Source organism: Paraburkholderia sp. D1E, from assembly GCF_052682275.1.
Genome location: NZ_JBQYMB010000001.1, coordinates 7,832,688 through 7,852,760, shown reverse-complemented (window position 1 = coordinate 7,852,760; position 20,073 = coordinate 7,832,688). Strand labels below are relative to the sequence as shown.

Annotated in this window: 21 protein-coding genes; 10 read left to right on the top strand and 11 right to left on the bottom strand. The window is 61.0% G+C overall.

What is annotated here, in order from left to right:
* The first annotated feature begins 339 nt into the window (after positions 1-339).
* A complete protein-coding gene (locus ACUN0E_RS35160; RefSeq protein WP_445569498.1) occupies positions 340-1,389 on the top strand; it encodes an ABC transporter substrate-binding protein in 1,050 nt (349 codons plus the stop codon).
* Positions 1,390-1,440: 51 nt separating this feature from the next.
* Here ACUN0E_RS35160 and ACUN0E_RS35155 read toward each other — a convergent pair whose 3' ends face one another.
* On the bottom strand, positions 1,441-2,286 hold the full coding sequence (locus ACUN0E_RS35155; RefSeq protein WP_408234526.1) for a 23S rRNA (adenine(2030)-N(6))-methyltransferase RlmJ: 846 nt from the start codon (positions 2,284-2,286) through the stop codon (positions 1,441-1,443).
* Between ACUN0E_RS35155 and ACUN0E_RS35150 the strand changes: the two genes are divergently transcribed.
* Complete coding sequence (locus tag ACUN0E_RS35150; RefSeq protein ID WP_408234550.1) at positions 2,230-2,364, top strand: hypothetical protein; 135 nt, start codon at positions 2,230-2,232, stop codon at positions 2,362-2,364. The genes ACUN0E_RS35155 and ACUN0E_RS35150 overlap by 57 nt on opposite strands.
* Before the next feature lie 118 nt (positions 2,365-2,482).
* Here the strand turns inward: ACUN0E_RS35150 and ACUN0E_RS35145 are convergent, their stop codons facing one another.
* Positions 2,483-3,454 (bottom strand): potassium channel beta subunit family protein, encoded by a 972-nt coding sequence (locus tag ACUN0E_RS35145; RefSeq protein WP_445569497.1) that lies wholly within the window; start codon positions 3,452-3,454, stop codon positions 2,483-2,485.
* A gap of 222 nt (positions 3,455-3,676) precedes the next feature.
* Between ACUN0E_RS35145 and ACUN0E_RS35140 the strand changes: the two genes are divergently transcribed.
* Both ACUN0E_RS35140 and ACUN0E_RS35135 read left to right on the top strand, forming a co-directional pair.
* Positions 3,677-4,474 (top strand): 3-hydroxybutyrate dehydrogenase, encoded by a 798-nt coding sequence (locus ACUN0E_RS35140; RefSeq protein WP_408234520.1) that lies wholly within the window; start codon positions 3,677-3,679, stop codon positions 4,472-4,474.
* A gap of 10 nt (positions 4,475-4,484) precedes the next feature.
* Positions 4,485-5,723, top strand: coding sequence for a DUF3734 domain-containing protein (locus ACUN0E_RS35135; RefSeq protein ID WP_445569496.1), 1,239 nt, complete (start codon positions 4,485-4,487; stop codon positions 5,721-5,723).
* 235 nt (positions 5,724-5,958) lie between these two features.
* Here the strand turns inward: ACUN0E_RS35135 and ACUN0E_RS35130 are convergent, their stop codons facing one another.
* Positions 5,959-7,158, bottom strand: coding sequence for an amino acid aminotransferase (locus ACUN0E_RS35130; RefSeq protein WP_445569495.1), 1,200 nt, complete (start codon positions 7,156-7,158; stop codon positions 5,959-5,961).
* A 383-nt stretch (positions 7,159-7,541) separates the two neighbouring features.
* Between ACUN0E_RS35130 and uvrB the strand changes: the two genes are divergently transcribed.
* From uvrB to ACUN0E_RS35105, 5 genes are all read left to right on the top strand, one after another.
* Complete coding sequence (gene uvrB, locus ACUN0E_RS35125; RefSeq protein ID WP_408234511.1) at positions 7,542-9,635, top strand: excinuclease ABC subunit UvrB; 2,094 nt, start codon at positions 7,542-7,544, stop codon at positions 9,633-9,635.
* Positions 9,636-9,961: 326 nt separating this feature from the next.
* On the top strand, positions 9,962-10,510 hold the full coding sequence (locus ACUN0E_RS35120) for an iron transporter (protein WP_120347004.1): 549 nt from the start codon (positions 9,962-9,964) through the stop codon (positions 10,508-10,510).
* A gap of 128 nt (positions 10,511-10,638) precedes the next feature.
* Positions 10,639-10,971 carry a cupredoxin domain-containing protein gene (locus tag ACUN0E_RS35115; RefSeq protein WP_445569494.1) on the top strand — a complete coding sequence of 111 codons (333 nt, stop codon included), beginning with the start codon at positions 10,639-10,641 and terminating at the stop codon, positions 10,969-10,971.
* Positions 10,972-11,053: 82 nt separating this feature from the next.
* Complete coding sequence (locus ACUN0E_RS35110) at positions 11,054-11,899, top strand: FTR1 family iron permease (protein WP_445569493.1); 846 nt, start codon at positions 11,054-11,056, stop codon at positions 11,897-11,899.
* A complete protein-coding gene (locus ACUN0E_RS35105) occupies positions 11,896-13,302 on the top strand; it encodes a 4Fe-4S binding protein (RefSeq protein WP_445569492.1) in 1,407 nt (468 codons plus the stop codon). The genes ACUN0E_RS35110 and ACUN0E_RS35105 overlap by 4 nt, the downstream gene beginning before the upstream one ends.
* Before the next feature lie 298 nt (positions 13,303-13,600).
* Here ACUN0E_RS35105 and hemP read toward each other — a convergent pair whose 3' ends face one another.
* The 4 genes from hemP to ACUN0E_RS35085 all read right to left on the bottom strand — a co-directional run bounded on the left by hemP (position 13,601) and on the right by ACUN0E_RS35085 (position 16,090).
* Positions 13,601-13,861 (bottom strand): hemin uptake protein HemP, encoded by a 261-nt coding sequence (gene hemP / locus ACUN0E_RS35100; RefSeq protein WP_408234496.1) that lies wholly within the window; start codon positions 13,859-13,861, stop codon positions 13,601-13,603.
* Positions 13,862-14,063: 202 nt separating this feature from the next.
* Positions 14,064-14,546: an SRPBCC family protein gene (locus ACUN0E_RS35095; protein ID WP_408234493.1), complete on the bottom strand. Its 483-nt coding sequence runs from the start codon at positions 14,544-14,546 to the stop codon at positions 14,064-14,066.
* Between the two features lie 78 nt (positions 14,547-14,624).
* Positions 14,625-15,023 (bottom strand): OsmC family protein, encoded by a 399-nt coding sequence (locus tag ACUN0E_RS35090; protein WP_408234490.1) that lies wholly within the window; start codon positions 15,021-15,023, stop codon positions 14,625-14,627.
* A gap of 188 nt (positions 15,024-15,211) precedes the next feature.
* On the bottom strand, positions 15,212-16,090 hold the full coding sequence (locus tag ACUN0E_RS35085; RefSeq protein ID WP_408234487.1) for a pirin family protein: 879 nt from the start codon (positions 16,088-16,090) through the stop codon (positions 15,212-15,214).
* Between the two features lie 122 nt (positions 16,091-16,212).
* Here ACUN0E_RS35085 and ACUN0E_RS35080 point away from each other — a divergent pair, with 122 nt between their 5' ends.
* Complete coding sequence (locus tag ACUN0E_RS35080) at positions 16,213-17,199, top strand: LysR family transcriptional regulator (RefSeq protein WP_408234484.1); 987 nt, start codon at positions 16,213-16,215, stop codon at positions 17,197-17,199.
* Positions 17,200-17,610: 411 nt separating this feature from the next.
* On the opposite strand, the gene ACUN0E_RS35075 is transcribed toward ACUN0E_RS35080, so the two are convergent.
* From ACUN0E_RS35075 to ACUN0E_RS35060, 4 genes are all read right to left on the bottom strand, one after another.
* A complete protein-coding gene (locus ACUN0E_RS35075) occupies positions 17,611-18,030 on the bottom strand; it encodes an ExbD/TolR family protein (protein WP_408336913.1) in 420 nt (139 codons plus the stop codon).
* 16 nt (positions 18,031-18,046) lie between these two features.
* Complete coding sequence (locus tag ACUN0E_RS35070) at positions 18,047-18,778, bottom strand: MotA/TolQ/ExbB proton channel family protein (RefSeq protein ID WP_445569491.1); 732 nt, start codon at positions 18,776-18,778, stop codon at positions 18,047-18,049.
* A gap of 27 nt (positions 18,779-18,805) precedes the next feature.
* Positions 18,806-19,534 (bottom strand): energy transducer TonB, encoded by a 729-nt coding sequence (locus ACUN0E_RS35065; RefSeq protein WP_445569490.1) that lies wholly within the window; start codon positions 19,532-19,534, stop codon positions 18,806-18,808.
* A 280-nt stretch (positions 19,535-19,814) separates the two neighbouring features.
* Positions 19,815-20,051 (bottom strand): (2Fe-2S)-binding protein, encoded by a 237-nt coding sequence (locus ACUN0E_RS35060; protein WP_408392253.1) that lies wholly within the window; start codon positions 20,049-20,051, stop codon positions 19,815-19,817.
* Between the last annotated feature and the right edge of the window lie 22 nt (positions 20,052-20,073).

Here is a 20,073-nt window from a genome sequence, read left to right as displayed (position 1 = left end):
ATCCCAGTGCCGGTTGGCGGTGGCAAGCCGTCTCCACAACCGCAGCCGCAACCCCATCCAGTACCTCGTGCGCAATAAGCGCCTTCGGCGCGATATCTCCCAGCAGTTTCTTTTCCGTCCATTCGCGCATCGAGCCGCAGGTCCTCTGTCGTGCCGCCGCATGCGTACGCGCGCCTTCGGCTAATGCGCGAGGCGGGGCAGACGCCATTCGGGTTTCGGCGCATGGCGTGTGCGAAACCGTCCGACGACAATCGTGGCACGCTCTCTCGCGAACGATGTGGGCCATGCACCGTGCGCAGCGCCATCGCATCGAATGAAAACAGAACAAGGAGACATCAAATGCCTACTCACTGGATGCGGCGTGCTGCCGGCACCTGTGCCACGTTGATCGCGCTGGCCATACCCGCGGCGCTGCCCGGTGTCGCGCTCGCCAAAGACCTACCGGAAAAGCCCACGTTGACGATGGCCGTCGGCGGTTTGCCGGGTCTTTACTATTTGCCGGTACTCGCCGCACAGCAGTTGGGCTACTTCAAGGACGAAGGGCTCGACGTCACGCTCGAAGATTTCGCGGGCGGATCGAAGGCGTTGGAAGCGGTCGTAGGCGGTAGCGCTGACGTCGGGGCCGGCGCGTTCGAGCACACGCTGTTCATGCAGGCCAAGGGGCAGCACTACCGCGCGTTCGCGCTGATGGGCCGCGCGCCGCAGATCGTCGTCGCGGTGGTGAAGTCGAAGGCGGATCAGATCAAGACGTTGGCGGACTTCAAGGGGGCCAAAGTTGGCGTGAGCGCGCCGGGTTCGTCGACGGATCTGGTGCTCACCGTGGCTTTGCGCAAGGCGGGCGTACAGCGCAACGAGATTTCGGCGATCGGTGTGGGCAGCGGCGCCACGGTCCTGGCCGCGGTGAGCGGTGGTCAGATCGACGCGCTATCCAATGTCGATCCGATGATGACCAAACTGACGCGCAGTGGTGCGATCAAAGTGCTGGTCGATACGCGTACTGTGAAGGGCACGCAGGAAGTATTCGGCGGGACGATGCCGGCTGCGACGCTCTACGCATCGGAGACTTTCATCCAGAAGTATCCGAAGACGACGCAGGCGCTCGCCAATGCGATCGTACGCGCGGACCACTGGTTGCAGACCGCGAGCGATGCTGACTTGCTGAAGATGGTGCCGCCGGCATATTTGCTCAACGATTCAGCTCTCTATGTGGCGGCATTTCACAATGTGCGCGACGCATATTCGCCGGACGGCTTGATGCCCGCGGATGGTCCGGCGACCTCATTGCGCGCCTTGTCGTCGTTTGATACCCGCCTTGATCCGAAAAAGATCGATCTGAACGCGACCTATACCAACGACTTCGCCCGTAAGGCAGCGGCGCAACTCAAGTAAGCGGTCTGGGGGGCGATTTACCGTCGCGCGCGTGTGCGACCGGGGCGCGGCTCAATCGCCGCGATATTCGACCTTGAATTGCGCGGCCTTGTCCTCGCCGAGCGTTTGGACCAGCCAGGGCATCTGGTCTTTGAGCGTTTTTGCCAGCGTATACGGCGGGTTCAGGATGAACATGCCGCTGCCGAACAACCCGAAGCCATCGGTTGGCGGATTGCTGACGGTCAGGCTCACATGCAGCCAGTTGCGCTCCTGCAGCTTCTTCAACTGATCGGGGAAGCGCTGCGATTCAAGGCGTCTTACCTGCGGATACCAGACCGCGTAGGTGCCGGTCGGAAAACGCTTCAGGCTTTCTTCGACGCAGCGCAGCGTACGTGTGTAGTCGCGCTTATCTTCGTACGACGGATCGAGCAGCACCAGCGCGCGGCGCGGCGCCGGCGGCAGCAACGCGAGGATGCCATCGAAGCCGTCGCCCGCATACAGCATCGCGCGGCGGCCCGCGTCGCGGAAGTTGTGGCGCAGCACGTCGATTTCAGTGGTGTGAAGTTCGAACAGGCGCATGCGGTCCTGCTCGCGCATCTGCCGCCACGCGATATACGGCGAGCCCGGGTAAAAGCGCAACTGGCCGTCCGGATTCAGCGCGCTCACTTCGTCGACGTAATCCGCGAAGATCGACGGTAGGTCGTTACGCGCCCATAGTTTGGCGATGCCGGTCTGGAACTCGCCAGTTTTGGTCGCGTAGCCTTCCTTCAGCGAATAGACGCCGGCGCCCGCGTGCGTGTCGATGTACCAGTAGGATTTGTCCTTCTGGCCGAGGTAGCGCAGTAGCTGTAACACAACGGCGTGTTTCAGAACGTCGGCGTGATTGCCTGCATGAAAGGCGTGGCGGTAGCTGAGCATGATGAGGAGACGCTGAAAGAGGGCGTGCCGGTCCAGGGCGGATTCGGCGATGCGAGTGCAATGCGGCAGCACGACTGAAGTGCAGCGCGGTCGCGTATTGTACGCGACGCCGCGTTGCACCCCGTAGTGCGTTGCGCGTGACACGACCCTGATGGTACGCGAGCCACGTTCCGCGGGCCAGCGAGCAGCCGGTCGGTCAGTCGTAGGCGTCGCCGATGATCTCTTCGATCCGCTGCTTGATCTCCGGTGTGATCCGCTCGACCACATCGGCGGATTTCATGTTCTCACCGATCTGTTCGACGCGCGACGCACCGGTGATGACCGTGCTCACATGTGGATTCTTCAGAATCCATGCAATCGCCAACTGGCCGACCGTGCAGCCCAGTTCGTCGGCTACTTCGCCTAGCTTACCGACCACGTTGTTCTTGCCGGCATCGGTGACCTGCTTGCGCAGCCAGTCATAGCCTTGCAACTGTGCCCGGCTATCGGCAGGCACGCCGCCGCGGTACTTGCCAGTGAGCAGGCCGGACGCGAGCGGACTCCATGTGGTGAGCCCAAGGCCGATATCCTCGTAAAGCCGTTTGTATTCCTGCTCGACGCGCTTGCGATGGAACAGGTTGTACTGCGGCTGCTCCATGACCGGTTTGTGCAGATGATGCCGCTCGGCGATCTCGTAAGCAGCGCGGATTTCGTCGGCGCTCCATTCGGACGTGCCCCAGTACAGTGCCTTGCCGCGCGTGATCATGTCGCTCATGGCCCAGACGGTTTCTTCGACCGGCGTGTTTGGGTCAGGACGATGACAGAACACCAGATCGACATAATCGAGCTGCAGCCGTTTGAGCGATGTGTCGATCGCGTTCAGTAAATATTTGCGGTTCAGCGTGTGGTACTGGTTCGGTGCTTCGTTGAGCCCCCAGAAGAATTTCGTCGATACCACGTAGCTTACGCGCGGCCACGCCAGTTCCTTGAGCGCCTGGCCCATGATTTCTTCGGATTGGCCGGCGGCGTAAACCTCCGCGTTGTCGAAGAAGTTGACTCCCGCATCGCGCGCGGCCGCAAGCGATTCGCGCGCCGCACGGTGATCCACCTGATTGCCGTAGGTGACCCATGAGCCGATGGACAGTTCGCTGACTTGCAGGCCGGAACGGCCCAGACGTCGATAATTCATGCATTCCTCCTTGGTAGTGATGCCGCCGGAATCCCGCCGAAAGGTCTAGTTTAAAGAGATAAGGTTCGATGTGCGTTTTACGGATGTTGTTTACACGGTTCATGCACAATAGCAGCGTTGGCCGCAGTGCAGCATTCGGCCAAACGGCCTATGCCGTTTGGCTGACTTCACGCCGCCCGCGGCCCGTGGTCTCATTGCTCATCAACTGCATGGAGGTTCTGGATGTCGTCACTGAACACGAATCTGAATGGCAAGGTTGCCGTGGTTACCGGCGCCGCGAGCGGCATCGGCAAGCAGATTGCGCTCACGCTTTCCGCTGCGGGCGCGGCGATCGCGATCGCCGATCTGAATCAGGACGGTGCGAACGCCGTTGCTGAAGAAATCAAAAAGGCCGGCGGCAAGGCAATCGGCGTGGCGATGGACGTCACGAACGAAGACGCCGTCAACCAGGGCATCGACAAAGTCGCGGCCGAGTTCGGCTCGATCGACATTCTGATTTCCAACGCCGGCATCCAGATCGTCAATCCGATCGAAAACTACTCATTTTCCGACTGGAAGAAGATGCAGGCCATCCATGTGGACGGCGCTTTTCTAACCACCAAGGCCGCGCTCAAGCACATGTACAAAGACGATCGCGGCGGCATCGTGATCTACATGGGCTCGGTCCATTCGCACGAAGCCTCGCCGCTGAAGTCCGCCTATGTGACGGCCAAGCATGCGTTGCTGGGGCTCGCGCGTGTACTAGCCAAGGAAGGCGCGAAACATAACGTGCGCTCGCATGTGGTGTGTCCGGGTTTCGTGCGTACGCCGCTTGTTGACAAGCAGATTCCCGAGCAAGCCAAGGAGCTTGGCATCAGCGAAGAAGACGTGATCAAGCGCGTGATGCTGGGCGGCACGGTCGACGGCATCTTCACTACAGTGGAAGACGTTGCAGAGACGGTGTTGTTCCTGTCTACTTTCCCGACTGCGGCGCTGACCGGTCAGTCCTTTATTGTGAGCCACGGCTGGTATATGCAATAAGGAGGCGCCCATGGCGCAACGCAATCTCAAGCGGGCGCGCGTCGGCGCGCCCGGCGGCGAGGAAGGCGAGGGCGCCGGTCCTGCGCCCTCCGCGCATCCCGGCCGGCATCTCCGATTGCCCAACTATGAAACGGTCGCGTTGATGCTGCAAGGCGGCGGCGCGTTGGGCGCCTATCAGGCCGGTGTCTTTCAGGGGCTTTACGAAGCCGGTATCGAGCCGAACTGGCTCGCCGGCATTTCGATCGGCGCGCTGAATACGGCCATCATTGCCGGCAATCCGCCGGAGAAACGCGTCGAGCGGCTGCTGCAGTTCTGGGAGACGATCTGCCAACCGGCGTTCGGGCCACCGTTGCCGGCCTTTATCGAGCATGCGCTGTTCAATTCCAGTGAGGCCGTTCGTAAGGCCTTTACGGCGTCTCAGGCGATGGGCGCGATCGTTGAAGGGCAAAAGGGTTTTTTCGTGCCGCGTTTCCCGCCGCCGCTGCCCACTGTCTCCGGGCCGCCGCAATTGGCGAGCTATTACGACACGACACCGCTCAAGGCCACGCTGGAAGCGCTCTGTGATTTCGATCGCATCAATTCCGGTGAGATGCGTGTGTCGGTGGGGGCGGTGAATTGCGGAACAGGCAATTTCGCCTACTTCGATAACAGGCACACGAAACTGAAGCCTGAGCATTTCATGGCGTCAGGTGCGTTGCCGCCGGGTTTCGCGGCGGTCGAAATCGATGGCCAGTATTACTGGGACGGCGGCTTGATGTCGAACACACCGCTCTACGAGGTGATTCAGTCCACGCCGCGTCGCGATACGCTCGCGTTCCAGGTCGATCTATGGAGCGCGATCGGGCCGGTGCCGGACAACATCACCGATGTTCAGGGGCGCATGAAAGACATCCAGTATTCGAGCCGAACGCGTCTCGTGACCGATATGCTGCAACGTTCGCAGCGTTTCCGGCATGTGCTGCGTGAGGTACTCGATCGCGTGCCGTCTGACCAGCGCGACGATCCGTGGTGCAAGCTTGCGGATGATCTATCGTGTTCGAAGCGTTACAACGTGATCCACCTCATCTACCGGCAGAAGGAATACGAAGGGCATTTCAAAGACTTCCAGTTCGGTCTCTCTACAATGCGTGAACATTGGAAAAGCGGGCTGGAAGATATCCGCCATTCGCTTGCACAACCCGATTGGCTCGACATGCCAGATAACGACGCAGGCTTTGTCACGCACGATATCCATCGGGATGCGCGCTGAAACAACCGTAGATGAGTGCGGCAGGTCACGTCAGCAATTGACGGCGGCGGGTCGCAAGCAGCGAGTCGCAACAGCAGGCCGTGTCGGTAGGTGAGAGTCACACGCCCCACAACAGCCGGCCAATAAAAAACGGCGCCCGAAAGGGCGCCGTTTCTACAAGCAATTCAAGCAATTCAAGCCGCTTGAGCTAAGCAAAGCAAGGTACGCGCGACGAACATCCGCGCCCTGAAATGCCTTACTTCAACACATGAGCGATCGCGCTAGCCACCACGTCGAGGTTGCGCGTATTCAGCGCAGCCACACAGATACGGCCCGTGCCCACGGCATAGATACCGAACTCTTCACGCAGACGGTCCACTTGCGGCGCCGTCAGACCCGAGTACGAGAACATGCCACGTTGTGCGTTCACGAAGCTGAAGTCGCGATCCACGCCGCTTGCCTTCAGACGTTCGACCAGACCGTTGCGCATGGCGCGGATACGGTCGCGCATTTCGGCGAGTTCCGTTTCCCACGTGGCGCGCAATTCGGCCGACGCGAGCACCGCTGCGACCACCGCGCCGCCGTGCGTCGGCGGGTTCGAGTAGTTCGTGCGGATCACGCGCTTCAGTTGCGACAGCACGCGAGCCGATTCTTCCTTGCTTGCCGTGATGATCGACAGTGCGCCGATGCGCTCGCCATATAGCGAGAACGACTTCGAGAACGACGACGACACGAACACGTTCAGTTCCGATGCCGCGAACAGGCGAACTGCTGCAGCGTCGGATTCGATGTTGTCGCCGAAACCCTGGTAAGCGATGTCGAGGAACGGCACCAGATTGCGCGCCTTGACGACTTCGACGATCTGCTTCCATTGGTCGACAGTCAGGTCGACGCCGGTCGGGTTGTGGCAGCACGCGTGCAGCACGACAACCGTGCCTGCGGTATAGCTGTTCAGCGCGCTCAGCATGCCTTCGAAGTTCACGCCGTGCGTGTGCGCGTCATAGTACGGATAGGACACGACTTCGAAGCCGGCGCCTTCGAACAGCGCGCGGTGGTTTTCCCAGCTCGGATCGCTGATCGCGACCTTGGTGTTCGGGTTCAGGCGCTTCAGGAAATCGGCGCCGATTTTCAACGCACCCGTGCCGCCCAGTGCCTGCGCCGTCACAACGCGGCCTGCGGCGATCAGCGGCGAATCATTGCCGAGCAGCAGCTTTTGCACTGCGGCGTCGTAGGCAGCGATGCCTTCGATCGGCAGATAGCCACGCGGCAGCGCGGCTTCGACGCGTGCCTTTTCCGCGTCGCGCACGGCGCGCAGCAGCGGAATCTTGCCTTCTTCATTGAAGTACACACCAACGCCAAGGTTGACCTTGGTGGTGCGCGCATCGGCGTTGAAGGCTTCGTTCAGGCCCAGAATCGGGTCGCGGGGAGCAAGTTCGACGGCGGAGAACAGAGACATGATGGGTGGGCTGGTAGTGAAAAGAGGGCGGCTTCAAGCGCGGGCGACCCGGCCAAAAGTTGTCTGACGAACGATTCAGGCAGAAGGCGGGCATCGGCGAGCGAGCGCAACTTCGCATTGTAGCGAATCCGCGGGCGTTTTTCGGCCGACAAAGCCTGCTGGACTGAATTATTTGCTTGAAAAACAGGCACTCCGGCGTCATGTGGTCGTAGCGGATCTGCCTCTGGCCAAGCCGGCGAAGGTTGAGCAGCGGCCCCAAACCGGCGGGAAATCGCCTCTGCATCGGCCCCCCGGCGCGCATCCCTCCCCCTGCAGACCCGCTCAGCCCGGGTTCCCGCAACCCGTTAGAATAGTTCTTTGCCCAAGGCCCGGTGCCGCTCCCCATGTCCGAACAACATCTGACTGAAGTCGACGAGACGCTCGACGAATCCAAATTCGTCACGTTCGAAGGCTCGCCGTTTCAGCTTTATCAGCCGTATCTGCCTGCTGGCGACCAGCCCACGGCGATCGATACGCTCGTCGAAGGCATTGAGGACGGCTTGTCGTTCCAGACGCTGCTCGGCGTGACCGGCTCCGGCAAAACCTTCACGATGGCCAACACCATCGCACGGCTCGGCCGGCCGGCGATCGTATTCGCGCCGAACAAGACGCTCGCCGCGCAGCTCTATTCTGAGTTTCGCGAGTTTTTTCCGCGCAACGCGGTCGAATATTTCGTCTCGTACTACGACTACTACCAGCCGGAAGCGTACGTGCCGCAGCGCGACCTCTTCATCGAGAAAGATTCCTCGATCAACGAGCACATCGAGCAGATGCGGCTGTCGGCCACCAAGAGCCTGATGGAGCGGCGCGACGTGATTATCGTCGGCACGGTGTCGGCGATTTACGGTATCGGCAACCCGTCCGAGTACCACAAGATGATTCTGACGCTGCGCACGGGTGACAAGCTCGGCCAGCGCGACATCATCGCCCGGCTGATCGCGATGCAGTACAACCGCAATGAAGCTGACTTCCAGCGCGGCTCGTTCCGCGTGCGCGGCGACACGATCGATATTTTCCCGGCGGAGCACGCCGAAATGGCGGTGCGTATCGAGTTGTTCGACGACGAGGTCGAGACGCTGCAATTGTTCGATCCGCTCACCGGCCGCGTGCGGCAGAAGATTTCGCGTTTCACCGTGTACCCGTCGTCGCACTATGTGACGCCGCGCGATACCGTGGTGCGCGCGGTCGAAACGATCAAGGACGAACTGCGCGAGCGGCTCGAGTTTTTCTACAGCAACGGCAAGCTCGTCGAAGCGCAGCGGCTCGAGCAGCGCACCCGCTTCGATCTGGAAATGCTGCAGGAACTGGGTTTCTGCAAAGGCATCGAGAACTACTCGCGGCACTTCTCGGGTGCGGCGCCCGGCGAGCCGCCGCCGACGCTGGTCGACTACCTGCCGGCCGACGCGTTGATGCTGCTCGACGAGTCGCACGTGCTGATCGGCCAGCTGAACGGCATGTACAACGGCGACCGGGCCCGTAAAGAGAATCTGGTCGACTACGGTTTTCGCTTGCCGTCGGCGCTCGATAATCGCCCGCTCAAGTTCAACGAGTTCGAGCGCAAGATGCGCCAGGTGGTGTTCGTGTCGGCCACGCCGGCTGACTACGAAAAGAAAACAGCAGGGCAGGTGGCCGAGCAACTGGTGCGTCCTACCGGCCTCGTCGACCCGGAAATCGAAGTGCGTCCGGCGCGAACCCAGGTCGACGATGTGCTTGCCGAGATCAACGAACGCGTCAAGGTGGGCGACCGTGTGCTGGTCACGGTGCTGACCAAGCGGATGGCCGAGCAGCTGACCGAGTTTCTGGCCGACCATGGCGTCAAGGTGCGTTACCTGCACAGCGACATCGACACGGTGGAGCGGGTCGAAATCATTCGCGATCTGCGGCTGGGCACGTTCGACGTGCTGGTCGGGATCAACCTGCTGCGCGAGGGGCTGGATATTCCGGAAGTCTCGCTGGTCGCGATTCTTGACGCGGACAAGGAAGGCTTCCTGCGCGCCGAGCGCTCGCTGATTCAGACCATCGGCCGGGCGGCGCGTAACGTGAACGGCAAGGCGATTCTCTATGGGGACAGGGTGACCGACTCGATGCGCCGCGCTATCGACGAAACCGAGCGGCGGCGCACCAAGCAGATCGCCTACAACCTGGAGCGCGGCATTACCCCGCGCGGCGTGGTCAAGCGGATTCGCGACATTATCGACGGGGTGTACAACGTCGACGACGCCCGCGCCGAGTTGAAAGAACAGCAGACTCGGGCGAAATTCGAGGACATGTCCGAGAAGCAACTCGCCAAGGAACTCAAGCGTCTCGAAAAGCAGATGATGGAGCACGCCAAGAACCTCGAGTTCGAAAAGGCTGCGCAGACCCGCGACCAGCTGGCGCTGTTGCGGCAACGCGTATTCGGCGCGAACGTCGGCGACCACGTACCCGGCGTCCAATAAATTCTTCCTGTCCGTCAGGGCGCGGCGATGTGCCGCGTCTTGTCTCTCCCCCGCCTCACGCTCCGCCAGCACCTTCGCCCCCGCTTTCCTTAGGAGCGCCTTAAGGCCCTGCTGCCATAAGGCTTTGCGTGCGTCCCCGTTTGTTCTCCTTGCCGATCAATGATAAACTCGACCAATATTGAGAATGGTTCGCATTAACGTTCGTAATGCGATTGTTTGTGGCCTGTTGCCTCAGTCGGAGGACGTCGGGACCGCGGCATAAAACGCATGCGCACCGCGCTGTTCCAATGGGTTCGATTCCAGTCTGATAAAAACAAGGAGTTTCAATGCGGATTTCTTCATTTGTGCGTGGTGGCGCAGCAGCGGTGGCCGCAGTAGCGGCGCTTTCCGCAACGGCAGCGGAATATCCGATCGGCAAGCACCAGATCCAGGGCGGCATGGAAATCGGTGCGGTCTACCTGCAGCCGATCACGATGGAACCCGAAGGCATGATGCGCAAGGCGTCGGATTCGGACGTCCATCTGGAAGCCGACATCCACGCGGTCAAGAATAATCCGACGGGCTTCGCCGAAGGCGACTGGATGCCGTATCTGCAAGTTCGTTATGAATTGACGAAAGCCGGTTCGAATCAGACCCAGAAGGGCGACATGATGGCAATGGTCGCCAACGACGGTCCGCACTATGGCGACAACGTCAAGTTGCAAGGCCCGGGCAAGTACCACCTGAAGCTGATCGTCGAGGCGCCGATGCAAACTGGCCACATGGCTTTCGGCCGTCACGTCGACAAGGAAACCGGTGTAGGCCCGTGGTTCAAGCCGATCACGCTCGAGTACGACTTCACGTTCGCGGGTATCGGCAAGAAGGGTGGTTACTAATCGCCGTAGACGCAGATCATCACAGCTCGTCACGCATCGGTGCGTAGCGAGCCGTGAATGAGTGAATGCATGCAGCAGGCGGCGCGCGGACAACAAAACCCGCTGAGCCGCGTTTTCCGGAAAGGCTAATGAGAATTAACCGAAAGATCGCGATCCTCGCCATGACCGCTTTGACGGTGGGGGCCGCACACGCAGTGGATCTGCCGACCTTCAACCTGGAAATGAACGACGGCAAGCTCATTCCGGCGCGCATCGAAGTGCCGGCAGGGCAGCGCATCAAGATCGCGATACGCAACACCGGCAAGGGTGCGGCCGAATTCGAAAGCGTGCAATTGCGTAAAGAAAAAGTGTTGGCGCCGGGCGGCGATTCGTTCGTCGTCATCGCACCGCTCTCGCCGGGGGAGTACAAGTTCTTCGACGACTTCCATCAGCAGGCGCAGGGCGTGATCGTCGCGAAGTAATGGCTTGGGGTGCGAGCGTAGGCCTTGAACAACCAGGTTACGCGTTCGCCAAAGCAGCAGAAGAGTAGAGGGGAGAGCTTGGATGGGTCAGATTCTATTCATCGTGTGGCGGGAAAGTGTTGAGGCCTTGCTGGTCGTCGGCATCCTGTACGCGTGGTTGAAAAATGGCGACGACGACGCGCGCCGTGGTTTGCCGTACCTGTGGGGCGGCGTCGCGGCCGGTGTGATCGCGGCGGTCGCGCTTGGCGCGGCGCTGGTCGGTTTCACCGAAGTGCTCTCCGGTGACGCGCAGGATTATTTCCAGACCGCAATGGTGCTGGTCGCGTGTGTGCTGATCGTGCAGATGGTGCTGTGGATGAAGCAGCACGGCCGGTCCCTCAAGCGCGACATGGAACAGTCGCTGCAAAAGAGCAAGCACGATTCGAACTGGTGGGGCGTCGCGTTGCTGGTCGCATTGGCGATCGCGCGCGAGGGCAGCGAAACGGTGATCTTCCTGTATGGCCTTGGTTTCGGCCAGTCCGGCCACGTGGATGGCAGCCAGATGCTCGCCGTGGCGATCGGCCTCGGTCTCGCATTCCTGACCTTCTACGTGCTGCAGTTGGGCGGCAAGTATTTCTCGTGGCGGCTCTTCTTCCGCGTCACCGAAATCATGCTGCTGTTCCTCGGCGCGGGTCTGTTCCAGACCGGTGTCGACAAGCTGATCGACAAGGAGATCCTGCCGACGATCATCGACCAGATGTGGAATTCGTCAGCAATCCTCGACGACTCGAGCACGTTCGGCTCGCTGGTCGCGACGCTCACCGGTTATCGTGCCCACCCGGCATTGATGAATCTGATTGCCTACGCCGTGTACTGGGCGGTCGTCTATCTGCTGGTGCGTCGCGCTAATCGCAAGCCGGCGCAGCAGGCCGCCGGGCGCGCGGCATGAGTACTGTCATGACCCGTCCGGGCCGCCTCGCCGCGGCCGGGCAGTGGATGCAGCGTCACGGTGGTTTGATCCGCGGCATTCAGTGGGTCGTGGTGGCGGTGTACGCATTCCTGATTCTCGTGCCCGCGGTGATGCCGCTGCCGGACGACACCGCGCATCTGTGGAATAACCTGACGCTTGCCGCGCAGTTCGTGTTCTGGGGCATCTGGTGGCCGTTCGTGTTGCTGTCGATGGTGATGCTTGGCCGCGTCTGGTGCGGCGTGCTGTGTCCGGAAGGCGCGCTCGCCGAATTCGCCAGCAAATATGGCCGCGGCTGGGCGATTCCGCGCTGGATGCGCTGGGGCGGCTGGCCGTTCGTCGCATTCGGCATCACCACCATCTACGGTCAGATGGTGAGCGTCTACCAGTATCCGAAAGCGGTGCTGCTGGTGCTCGGCGGCTCGACTTTTGCGGCGATGATCATCGGCTTGCTGTACGGACGCGAGAAGCGCGTCTGGTGCAAGTATCTGTGTCCCGTCAACGGGGTTTTTTCGCTACTGGCGCGTCTCGCGCCGTTCCACTACAAAATCGATGAAGACGCGTGGCGCCGTTCGTACAAGAACGGCGAACATGGGCATCGTGTGATTCCGATCAATTGCGCGCCGCTGGTGCCGCTGCGCAATATGAAGGGCGCGTCGGACTGCCATATGTGCGGTCGTTGCAGCGGACATCGCGATGCGATCGCGCTGACGTGGCGCGCGCCGTCGTCGGAAGTCGTGCAGCTCGGCGACAGGCAGGCGAACCCGTGGGATACCGCACTGATCCTGTACGGCCTGCTCGGCATCGCGATCGGCGCATTCCACTGGACCGCTTCGCGCTGGTTCGTCGACCTGAAGATGTTCTTCGCCACGTGGCTGGTCGATCACGACATCACCTGGCCGCTCGACACCAACGCGCCGTGGTTTCTGTTCACGCATTACCCCGAGCAGAACGACGTATTCTCGTGGCTCGACGGCACGATGGTGATCGGCTATATCCTCGCTACGGCGCTGGTGTACGGCACGGTGCTGCTGGTGCTGCTGATGGGCGCGACGCGCACGCTGGGGCGTTTTAGCGCCGTGCGTCTGCATCATTTGACGCAGGGCCTGATTCCGATTGCCGGCGCGGGCGTGTTTCTCGGCTTGTCGGCGACCACGCTGTCGCTGCTTCGCGCGGAACATATGTCGTTGTGGTGGGCGTCGGATATGCGTATCGCGATTCTGGCGATTGCCAACCTGTGGAGCGCGTGGCTCGCCTGGCTCGTCACACGGCGCTATAGCGAGCGCATCGTTCAACGCGGCCTCGCGATGGTGTGGTTCGTCGCGGCGCTGGCGGTGGTCGATAGCGCATGGTGGCTGATGTTCTGGGGCTGGGCTTCGAAATAAGTCTTAGCGATTCGACGCGCTACCAGGACCCGCTCGGCATTGTGCCAAACAAAAAGCCGTGGAGATGGCACCATCCCACGGCTTCTTTTATTTCTGAATCTGCGACACACGTCGTTTCGTGCATCCGCATTGGGTGAGAACCAAAAAAGCGGCCTGGCTTGCTGCGACGGCTGGCTTGGTGTCTGCACGAAGGGGTCTAGTTCTCACGTGCAAGCCGTCGTGGCTGGCTAATGCCTAACACCTCTCGAGGAGGTGGTCCCCACAATACCCGGTACTGACTTCTATTCGTTGTTGCCTGTTACTTCGTCAGGATCAGCTTGCCTAAGCGTGTCGCACGCAACTGGTAGGTCTCGCCGTTATGCATGATGCTGACGTGGCTATGTCCTTGCAGCAATGCGTCGCTGCGCACGACCCGATCCGACTTTTCGCTCGTACCGCTGGCGAGATCCGCTGCGGGCTTCGCCGCGGATGCTGTCGCCGTCGCTGCTTTCGGACGACTGGTCAGCGCGGCCGCCGGGCGGCGCAGGCTGAGTGTGGAAGAGCGCGTGAGATCGGTCATTCGTTTTAGCTGTTGGTCGATTCGATGGATTAATTCTAAATGATAACTATTCCCATTTACAAGAAAGAGAAATTCATCGGATTCGACTTTCGATAGCTGAACGACGTGAGGGAGAACGGCCAGGAAGCAGGCCGCATGAGGCCACCTTCCACACGGCGGCCTCATGCGGCGCAACGGCGCGGGCAGAGTGCCCGCACACGCATCAATGCAACGAACCGGGTTCCTGCCTGGTCTGCACGTACTGGCGGATCAGCCGCACGGTATCGATATCGTTCTCGCGATACGCCGATTTCACGATTTCCTGCGTCTGCACAGCGTCCTGATCGTCGGAGACGGGCAGGGTTGTTGTGTACTCGAAGCGCAGGAACAATTGCAGTTCGTCAGGCTGCTCGATGGTCATGGTGAGCGAGCCGCCGACATAGTCTGCCGTCGGCAGAATGTCATAGCGCACGCTCTGGCGATCCCGCAGCGTGACACGGTCGCGCACCGTGGCCTTGCCATAGTGCAGCTCCCGTTCGAGCGTGTCGCCTTCACGCGAAAGGATGGTGCAACTGTCGAGTCCGATCACGAACAGTTGCGGCTGTTCGGCGCGCAGCACGAGACCCTCCCACAACTGCTCGGGGGTCATCGAATCGACTAACGGATTCAACGGATCGTTGATCTGGATAAGGTGTTCGAAATTCAAAACGACGGCTTCCTATGAAAGCGTTGCAATACCTGCGGCCCCGTTAGCCGGTGCCGGCCGATCCGGGCCATTCCTGTATCAGGCGACGGCAAGACCCGAACGGATCGTGATCGAATGCGTGAGGATCTTGTGAACCGGGCACGCATTGGCAATTTGCAAGAGTCGTTCCCGCTGCTCGTCGGACAGATCGCCTTCCAGCATGATCTTGCGGTCGATGGTCGAACCCGCGTCGCCGGTTTCAAGCGATAGCGCCACGCGCACGTCGGCGAGCGGCCAGCCCTTGCGCTGAGCGTACATCTTCAGCGTGATCGACGTGCAGGCCCCGAGACTCGACAGCAACAGCGCGACAGGCGTCGGTCCGCGATCGCCGCCGCCTAGCGACTCGGGTTCGTCGGCAAGCCACGTGTGCTTGCCGTCGTCGAAAAGGACCTGAAAATTCGTCGAGCCGATGTGGGCGGTGACGGTGGGCTCTGCCATGCGCGCTCCTGAACAGGGACGGAAATCGCCGCGCGCCACGGTCCGTCATGGTGAGACAGCGTGGTGCGCGGCATGAGCCGCTATTGTGAACGAATTTACCGGCCTTCGCGCCATGTGTGGCGGCGCGCTCGGTGTGGTGAGAGCGCGCCACCACAGTCGTCAGCGGAGGCGCGTGCCCACATGGTCAGTCAGTGCGTGATCGCGCCCATGCGCCCAGCCTGATAATCGATCACGGCCTGGCGGATTTCGTCTTCCGTGTTCATCACGAACGGACCGTAGCGCACCACCGGCTCTTTCAACGGCACGCCGCCGAGGAGCAGCACTTCGAGCGGTTCGGCCCCCGCCGTCAGCGTGACCGACTCGCCGTCGTTCTGAAACACCACCATCGTCTGCGCGTCGATTTCCCGGCGCGCTTCGCCTTCGCCATAGAAACCTTTGCCGGACAGGCTGTAAGCAAACACGCGATAGTCGGACGGCACCGGCTGCTGGATCGATGCCCCCGGTTGCAGCGAGAAATGCTGGTACAGGATCGGCGTGCGCGTTTCGATCGCTGCCTTCACACCGAGCGCTTCGCCCGCAATTACCTTGACGCGCACCTTGCCGTCCGCGGAAGTCGCAACCGGAATGCTGGCCGACGGCATTTCCTGATAGCGTGGTTCGATCATCTTGTCGCGCCGCGGCAGATTGACCCACAACTGCAAGCCGTGCACGCGTCCACCGGTGCGTACGAACGACGGGTCCGGCATCTCGCTGTGCACGACGCCCGCGCCCGCGGTCATCCACTGCACGTCGCCGGCATGCAGCGTGCCTGAATGGCCCGCCGAATCCTTGTGACCGAACTGGCCCTCGAGCACGTACGTGACTGTCTCGAAGCCGCGATGCGGATGATCCGGCGCGCCTTTGGCCTCGCCCGGCGCGTAGTCGATTGGACCCATTTCGTCGAGCAGCAGGAATGGATCGAAATCCATCAGCATGCGGGTCGGAAACGGGCGGTGGACGACAAAACCGCCACCTTCGGTCGTGCGAACGGCGGGAAACGTGCGTTCGATCGTGCGTGCCGTGCTCATCAAAGTCACCTTGAAAAATGGGGAATAGCGTTATTTTTGAAACATGGAGCTATTATAGGGACCGTTTTTCAAGGTGCCAGCCGCTGTCACGCAATGGATTGTTCTATTACTGGAACGATGAGATGAAGATCGATTCACACAATCTGAATGACCTGATGTACTTTTCGCAGGTCGTCGAACACGGTGGTTTTTCCGCTGCCGAGCGCGTGCTGGGTATTTCCAAGTCGCGCCTGTCGCGCCGGCTGACCGAGCTGGAAGCGTCGCTGGGCGTGCGTTTGCTGCAGCGTTCTACCCGCAAGCTGGCGCTCACTGAAGCCGGACAACTCTTCTACCAGCATTGTCAGGCGATGCTGAGCGAAGCGCAGGCTGCCGTCAACGTGGTGCAGCAACTGCGGTCGTCGCCGCGCGGCACGGTGCGCGTGAGCGTGCCGGTGACGATCTCGCAGACCATCCTGTCGCAGATCCTGCCGGAATTCATGCATCGCTACCCCGAAGTACGGGTGGTGATGCGCGTGACCAACCGCGTAGTCGATCTGTTCGAGGATTCGATCGACCTCGCGTTGCGCGTGCGCTCCGATCCGCCGGAAAACGCCAACATCGTCGTGCGCCCGCTGTGGCGCACGCAGCAGATGCTGGTCGGCGCGCCGAGCCTGTTGCAGCAGAATGCGCCGCCGTTGTTGCCTGCCGATCTGGGCCGTTTCGAAACGCTCGATGTACCGACCGGCGACGGACGCCACGTTTTCGATCTGATTGCCCCCGACGGCACGCGCCACGCGCACGAACACGAGCCGCGCCTCGTCACCGCGGATCTGATGACGATTCGCGAAGCGGTGCTGTCCGGCGTGGGTATCGCCGCGTTGCCGGAGATGATGTACGGCAGCGCGTTGCGCGCGGGGCAGTTGTCGCCGGTAATGCCGGACTGGACCTTTCCGACGCCGCAGTTGTACGCGGTATTCGTGTCGCGGCAGGGGATGGTGCCGGCGGTGCGCGCATTCGTCGATTATCTGGTCGAAATGCTCGATCCGGACGAAGGTAAACACATCATGGGCGAGTGCCCGACGCGTCCAACGCAAGACGCATCACAGCCTGTTCTCGCGGTCGCGTCATAGCACTTATTACGTGCGGCAACATCGCTTTTAGCATTTAAGCGCCGCTTGTCATGAGTACTTTCAATGACGGTTTGCTTGAATGCGCGCGCTCGCGGGCCTATAGTGAAATCCCTTCGCTAAGGAGTCTCTTATGCGAAAACTCATGGCCTCTATAATAGTGGGCCTGATAGGGCTGACCGCGCTGTCCGTGTCGATCACGGCTGTCGCATGCGGTGACTCGAGCTATCAGTCATCTTCTGATGGTAAATAATCCCGCCGCCCGAAGGCGCCGAGTGCGCACAAAAAAGGCCTTCATCTGACGATGAAGGCCTTTTACTTTTAGCCCTTGTTTCAAGGGTTTTTCTGATTTTTCGGCAGGCGCTGCTTAACAGTGGTGCATTGCTACGGCGCGTCTCCTACCTTCACTTGCGCTTATTTACCTTTAGGCTGCGTGACGAAGCCGATCTTCGTGAGGCCGCCGGCCTGCGCCGCCGACATCACTTCAGCCACTTTTTCGTACGCGACTTTGCGATCCGCATCCAGATGCAGCTCCGGCTGCGGATTCGCTTGCGCAGCTTCTGCAATCTTCGCGCGCAGTGTCGCGTCGTCGACCTTCTTGTCGTCCCACAGCACGTTGCCGTCCGCGTCGACGGCGACCGTCACTTGCGCGGGCTTGGTGTCTTCCTTCTGACTGCTCGCGTGTGGCAGATCGATTTTGACCGCGTGACGAATCACCGGGATCGTCACCATGAAGACGATCAGGAGAACCAACATCACGTCGACAAGCGGCGTCATGTTGATTTCGTTCATCAGGCCATCATCATCGTCGCTGGCGAAAGGGCTCATTGCCATCGGAATGCCTCGTCGATCAGTTGGTGCGTGCGGCGAGGCGCAGACCGTCGCCGCGCTTGGACGACGACAGACGGGCGCCCGTCACGAAGAATGCATGCAGGCCGTGCGCAAAGCGGCTCAGCTTGGCGACAAGCGCCTTGTTGGCGCGCGTCAATGCGTTGTAACCCAGCACTGCCGGAATCGCGACGAACAGGCCGAACGCGGTCATGATCAGCGCTTCGCCGACCGGGCCCGCGACCTGATCAATCGACGACTGGCCGCTCGCGCCGATCGCGAGCAGGGCGTGATAGATGCCCCACACGGTGCCGAACAGGCCGACGAACGGCGCCGTGCTGCCGATCGACGCGAGAATCGCCAGACCGCTTTGCATGCGCGCGACGCTTTCGTCCATCGTGTCCTTCAGGCAGCGCGTCACCCAATCCGACACGTCCATGCGATCGTGCAGATGCGGCTGCGTCTGATGATGGTGATCCGCGGCTTCCTGGCCCGACAGTGCGAGTGCCAGGAACGGATTGTCCTGCGGCATCGACGATCCTGCGCCGAGCTTCTTCACACCGTCGGCGAGATCATCTGAATGCCAGAACTGCTGCTCGGCATTCTTCGTGAGGCGCTTCAGGCGCATCACATTCCAGCCTTTGATGACGATCACGCTCCACGACATGACCGACATGATCAACAGTGCGAGCGCGATACCGCGCGTCACGAAATCCCCTTGCGCCCACACGTGCGCCAATCCGTAGTTTTGCATCGCAATTCCTTGTTTTTAAAATCTGCTTCAATCGTTCAGATTGAAGTTGTAAGGCTGGGTGTACGCGGCCCGAATCGGCTGGCCGTTCTCGAGATAGGGCTTGCAGGCACTCGCGTGTGCTGCGGCAACCGCGGCGTCATCCAGGCGGTTGAAGCCGCTGCTCTTTTTCAGTTCGATGTTCTCGAGCTTGCCCGTCAGTCCGACCACGAACTTCACATAGGCGGTGCCGGTTTCACCGCGTCGTTTGGACAGCGACGGGTACTCTGGCGTGACCATGTTGCAGTCGATGTGCGAAACGTTTTTCGGCGCGGTGATTTCCATCGTCGGACGGCCGACTGCCGGCGCAGCCTGAGCGGGCGGAGCAGCCGGCGCGGGCGGTGTCGGATCAGCCGCCGCAATTGGCGTGGGCGACGGCGCGGCGGCCACCGGCAATGGCGTAGGCGTCGGCTTGGGCGCCGGTGTTGGCTTGGACTGGACTTTGGGCTTGGTATGAACCGGTGGTGTCGGCTTGGGCGGCGGCGGTGTGGTCGATTGCAGCGCAACGGGCGCGGCCACCCGCGCCGGCGCCAGCAACTGCGCGGTCATGACGCGCGATTCGAGCGGCGGCGCGACGGGTTCATGACGTAATGTCAGGATCACCGCAAGCAAAGCGACGTGAATCGCCGCGACGGCGGCAATCGCGGTCAAGGCACGGGAGTTCATTCGGGCGGACGAGGCCGGCGTGGCGCCGGCTGAAACGGTATGCGAGGCCTGCATGTTAGCGTGGCGACGTGCCGTCGATGCGGCACGTCAGACAAGACATCGTCATGTTCGGAAGATCAGCAACGAAATGAACAAAGTAGTCACGAAACCAATCAACAATTCCATCTCAAACTCCTTTTAACGGGTGAGCGGGTAGCTGGCTGGTACGGATACTGGCTTGCTGACGGCAGTGGGATAAGGCTTGAAGCAGCGCATACAGCAAGCGCATGAAGCAGTGAAGCGATAAAGCGGTGATTACCTGAGACGCGGCGTGGACCGTGTCCTCAAACCAGCCTCAGGCGGCCTTGCGTTCGTAAAACGTCAGCGGCATTGCCTGCGAGTGATGATCGAAGCCGCAGCGGCTCGCGCACACGCCGCTTTCCATCATGACGCCGCGCACGGATTCCGCGCACTTGCCACAGCAGGAAGCGACGCCGAGTTCGAACTGGAGTTCGTCGAACGAATCGACACCTTCCGCGATCGAGGCACGGATCTTTCGGTCAGAAACAGACTTGCAGACACAGACAATCATGGCAGGGCGTCATAGCTAACGT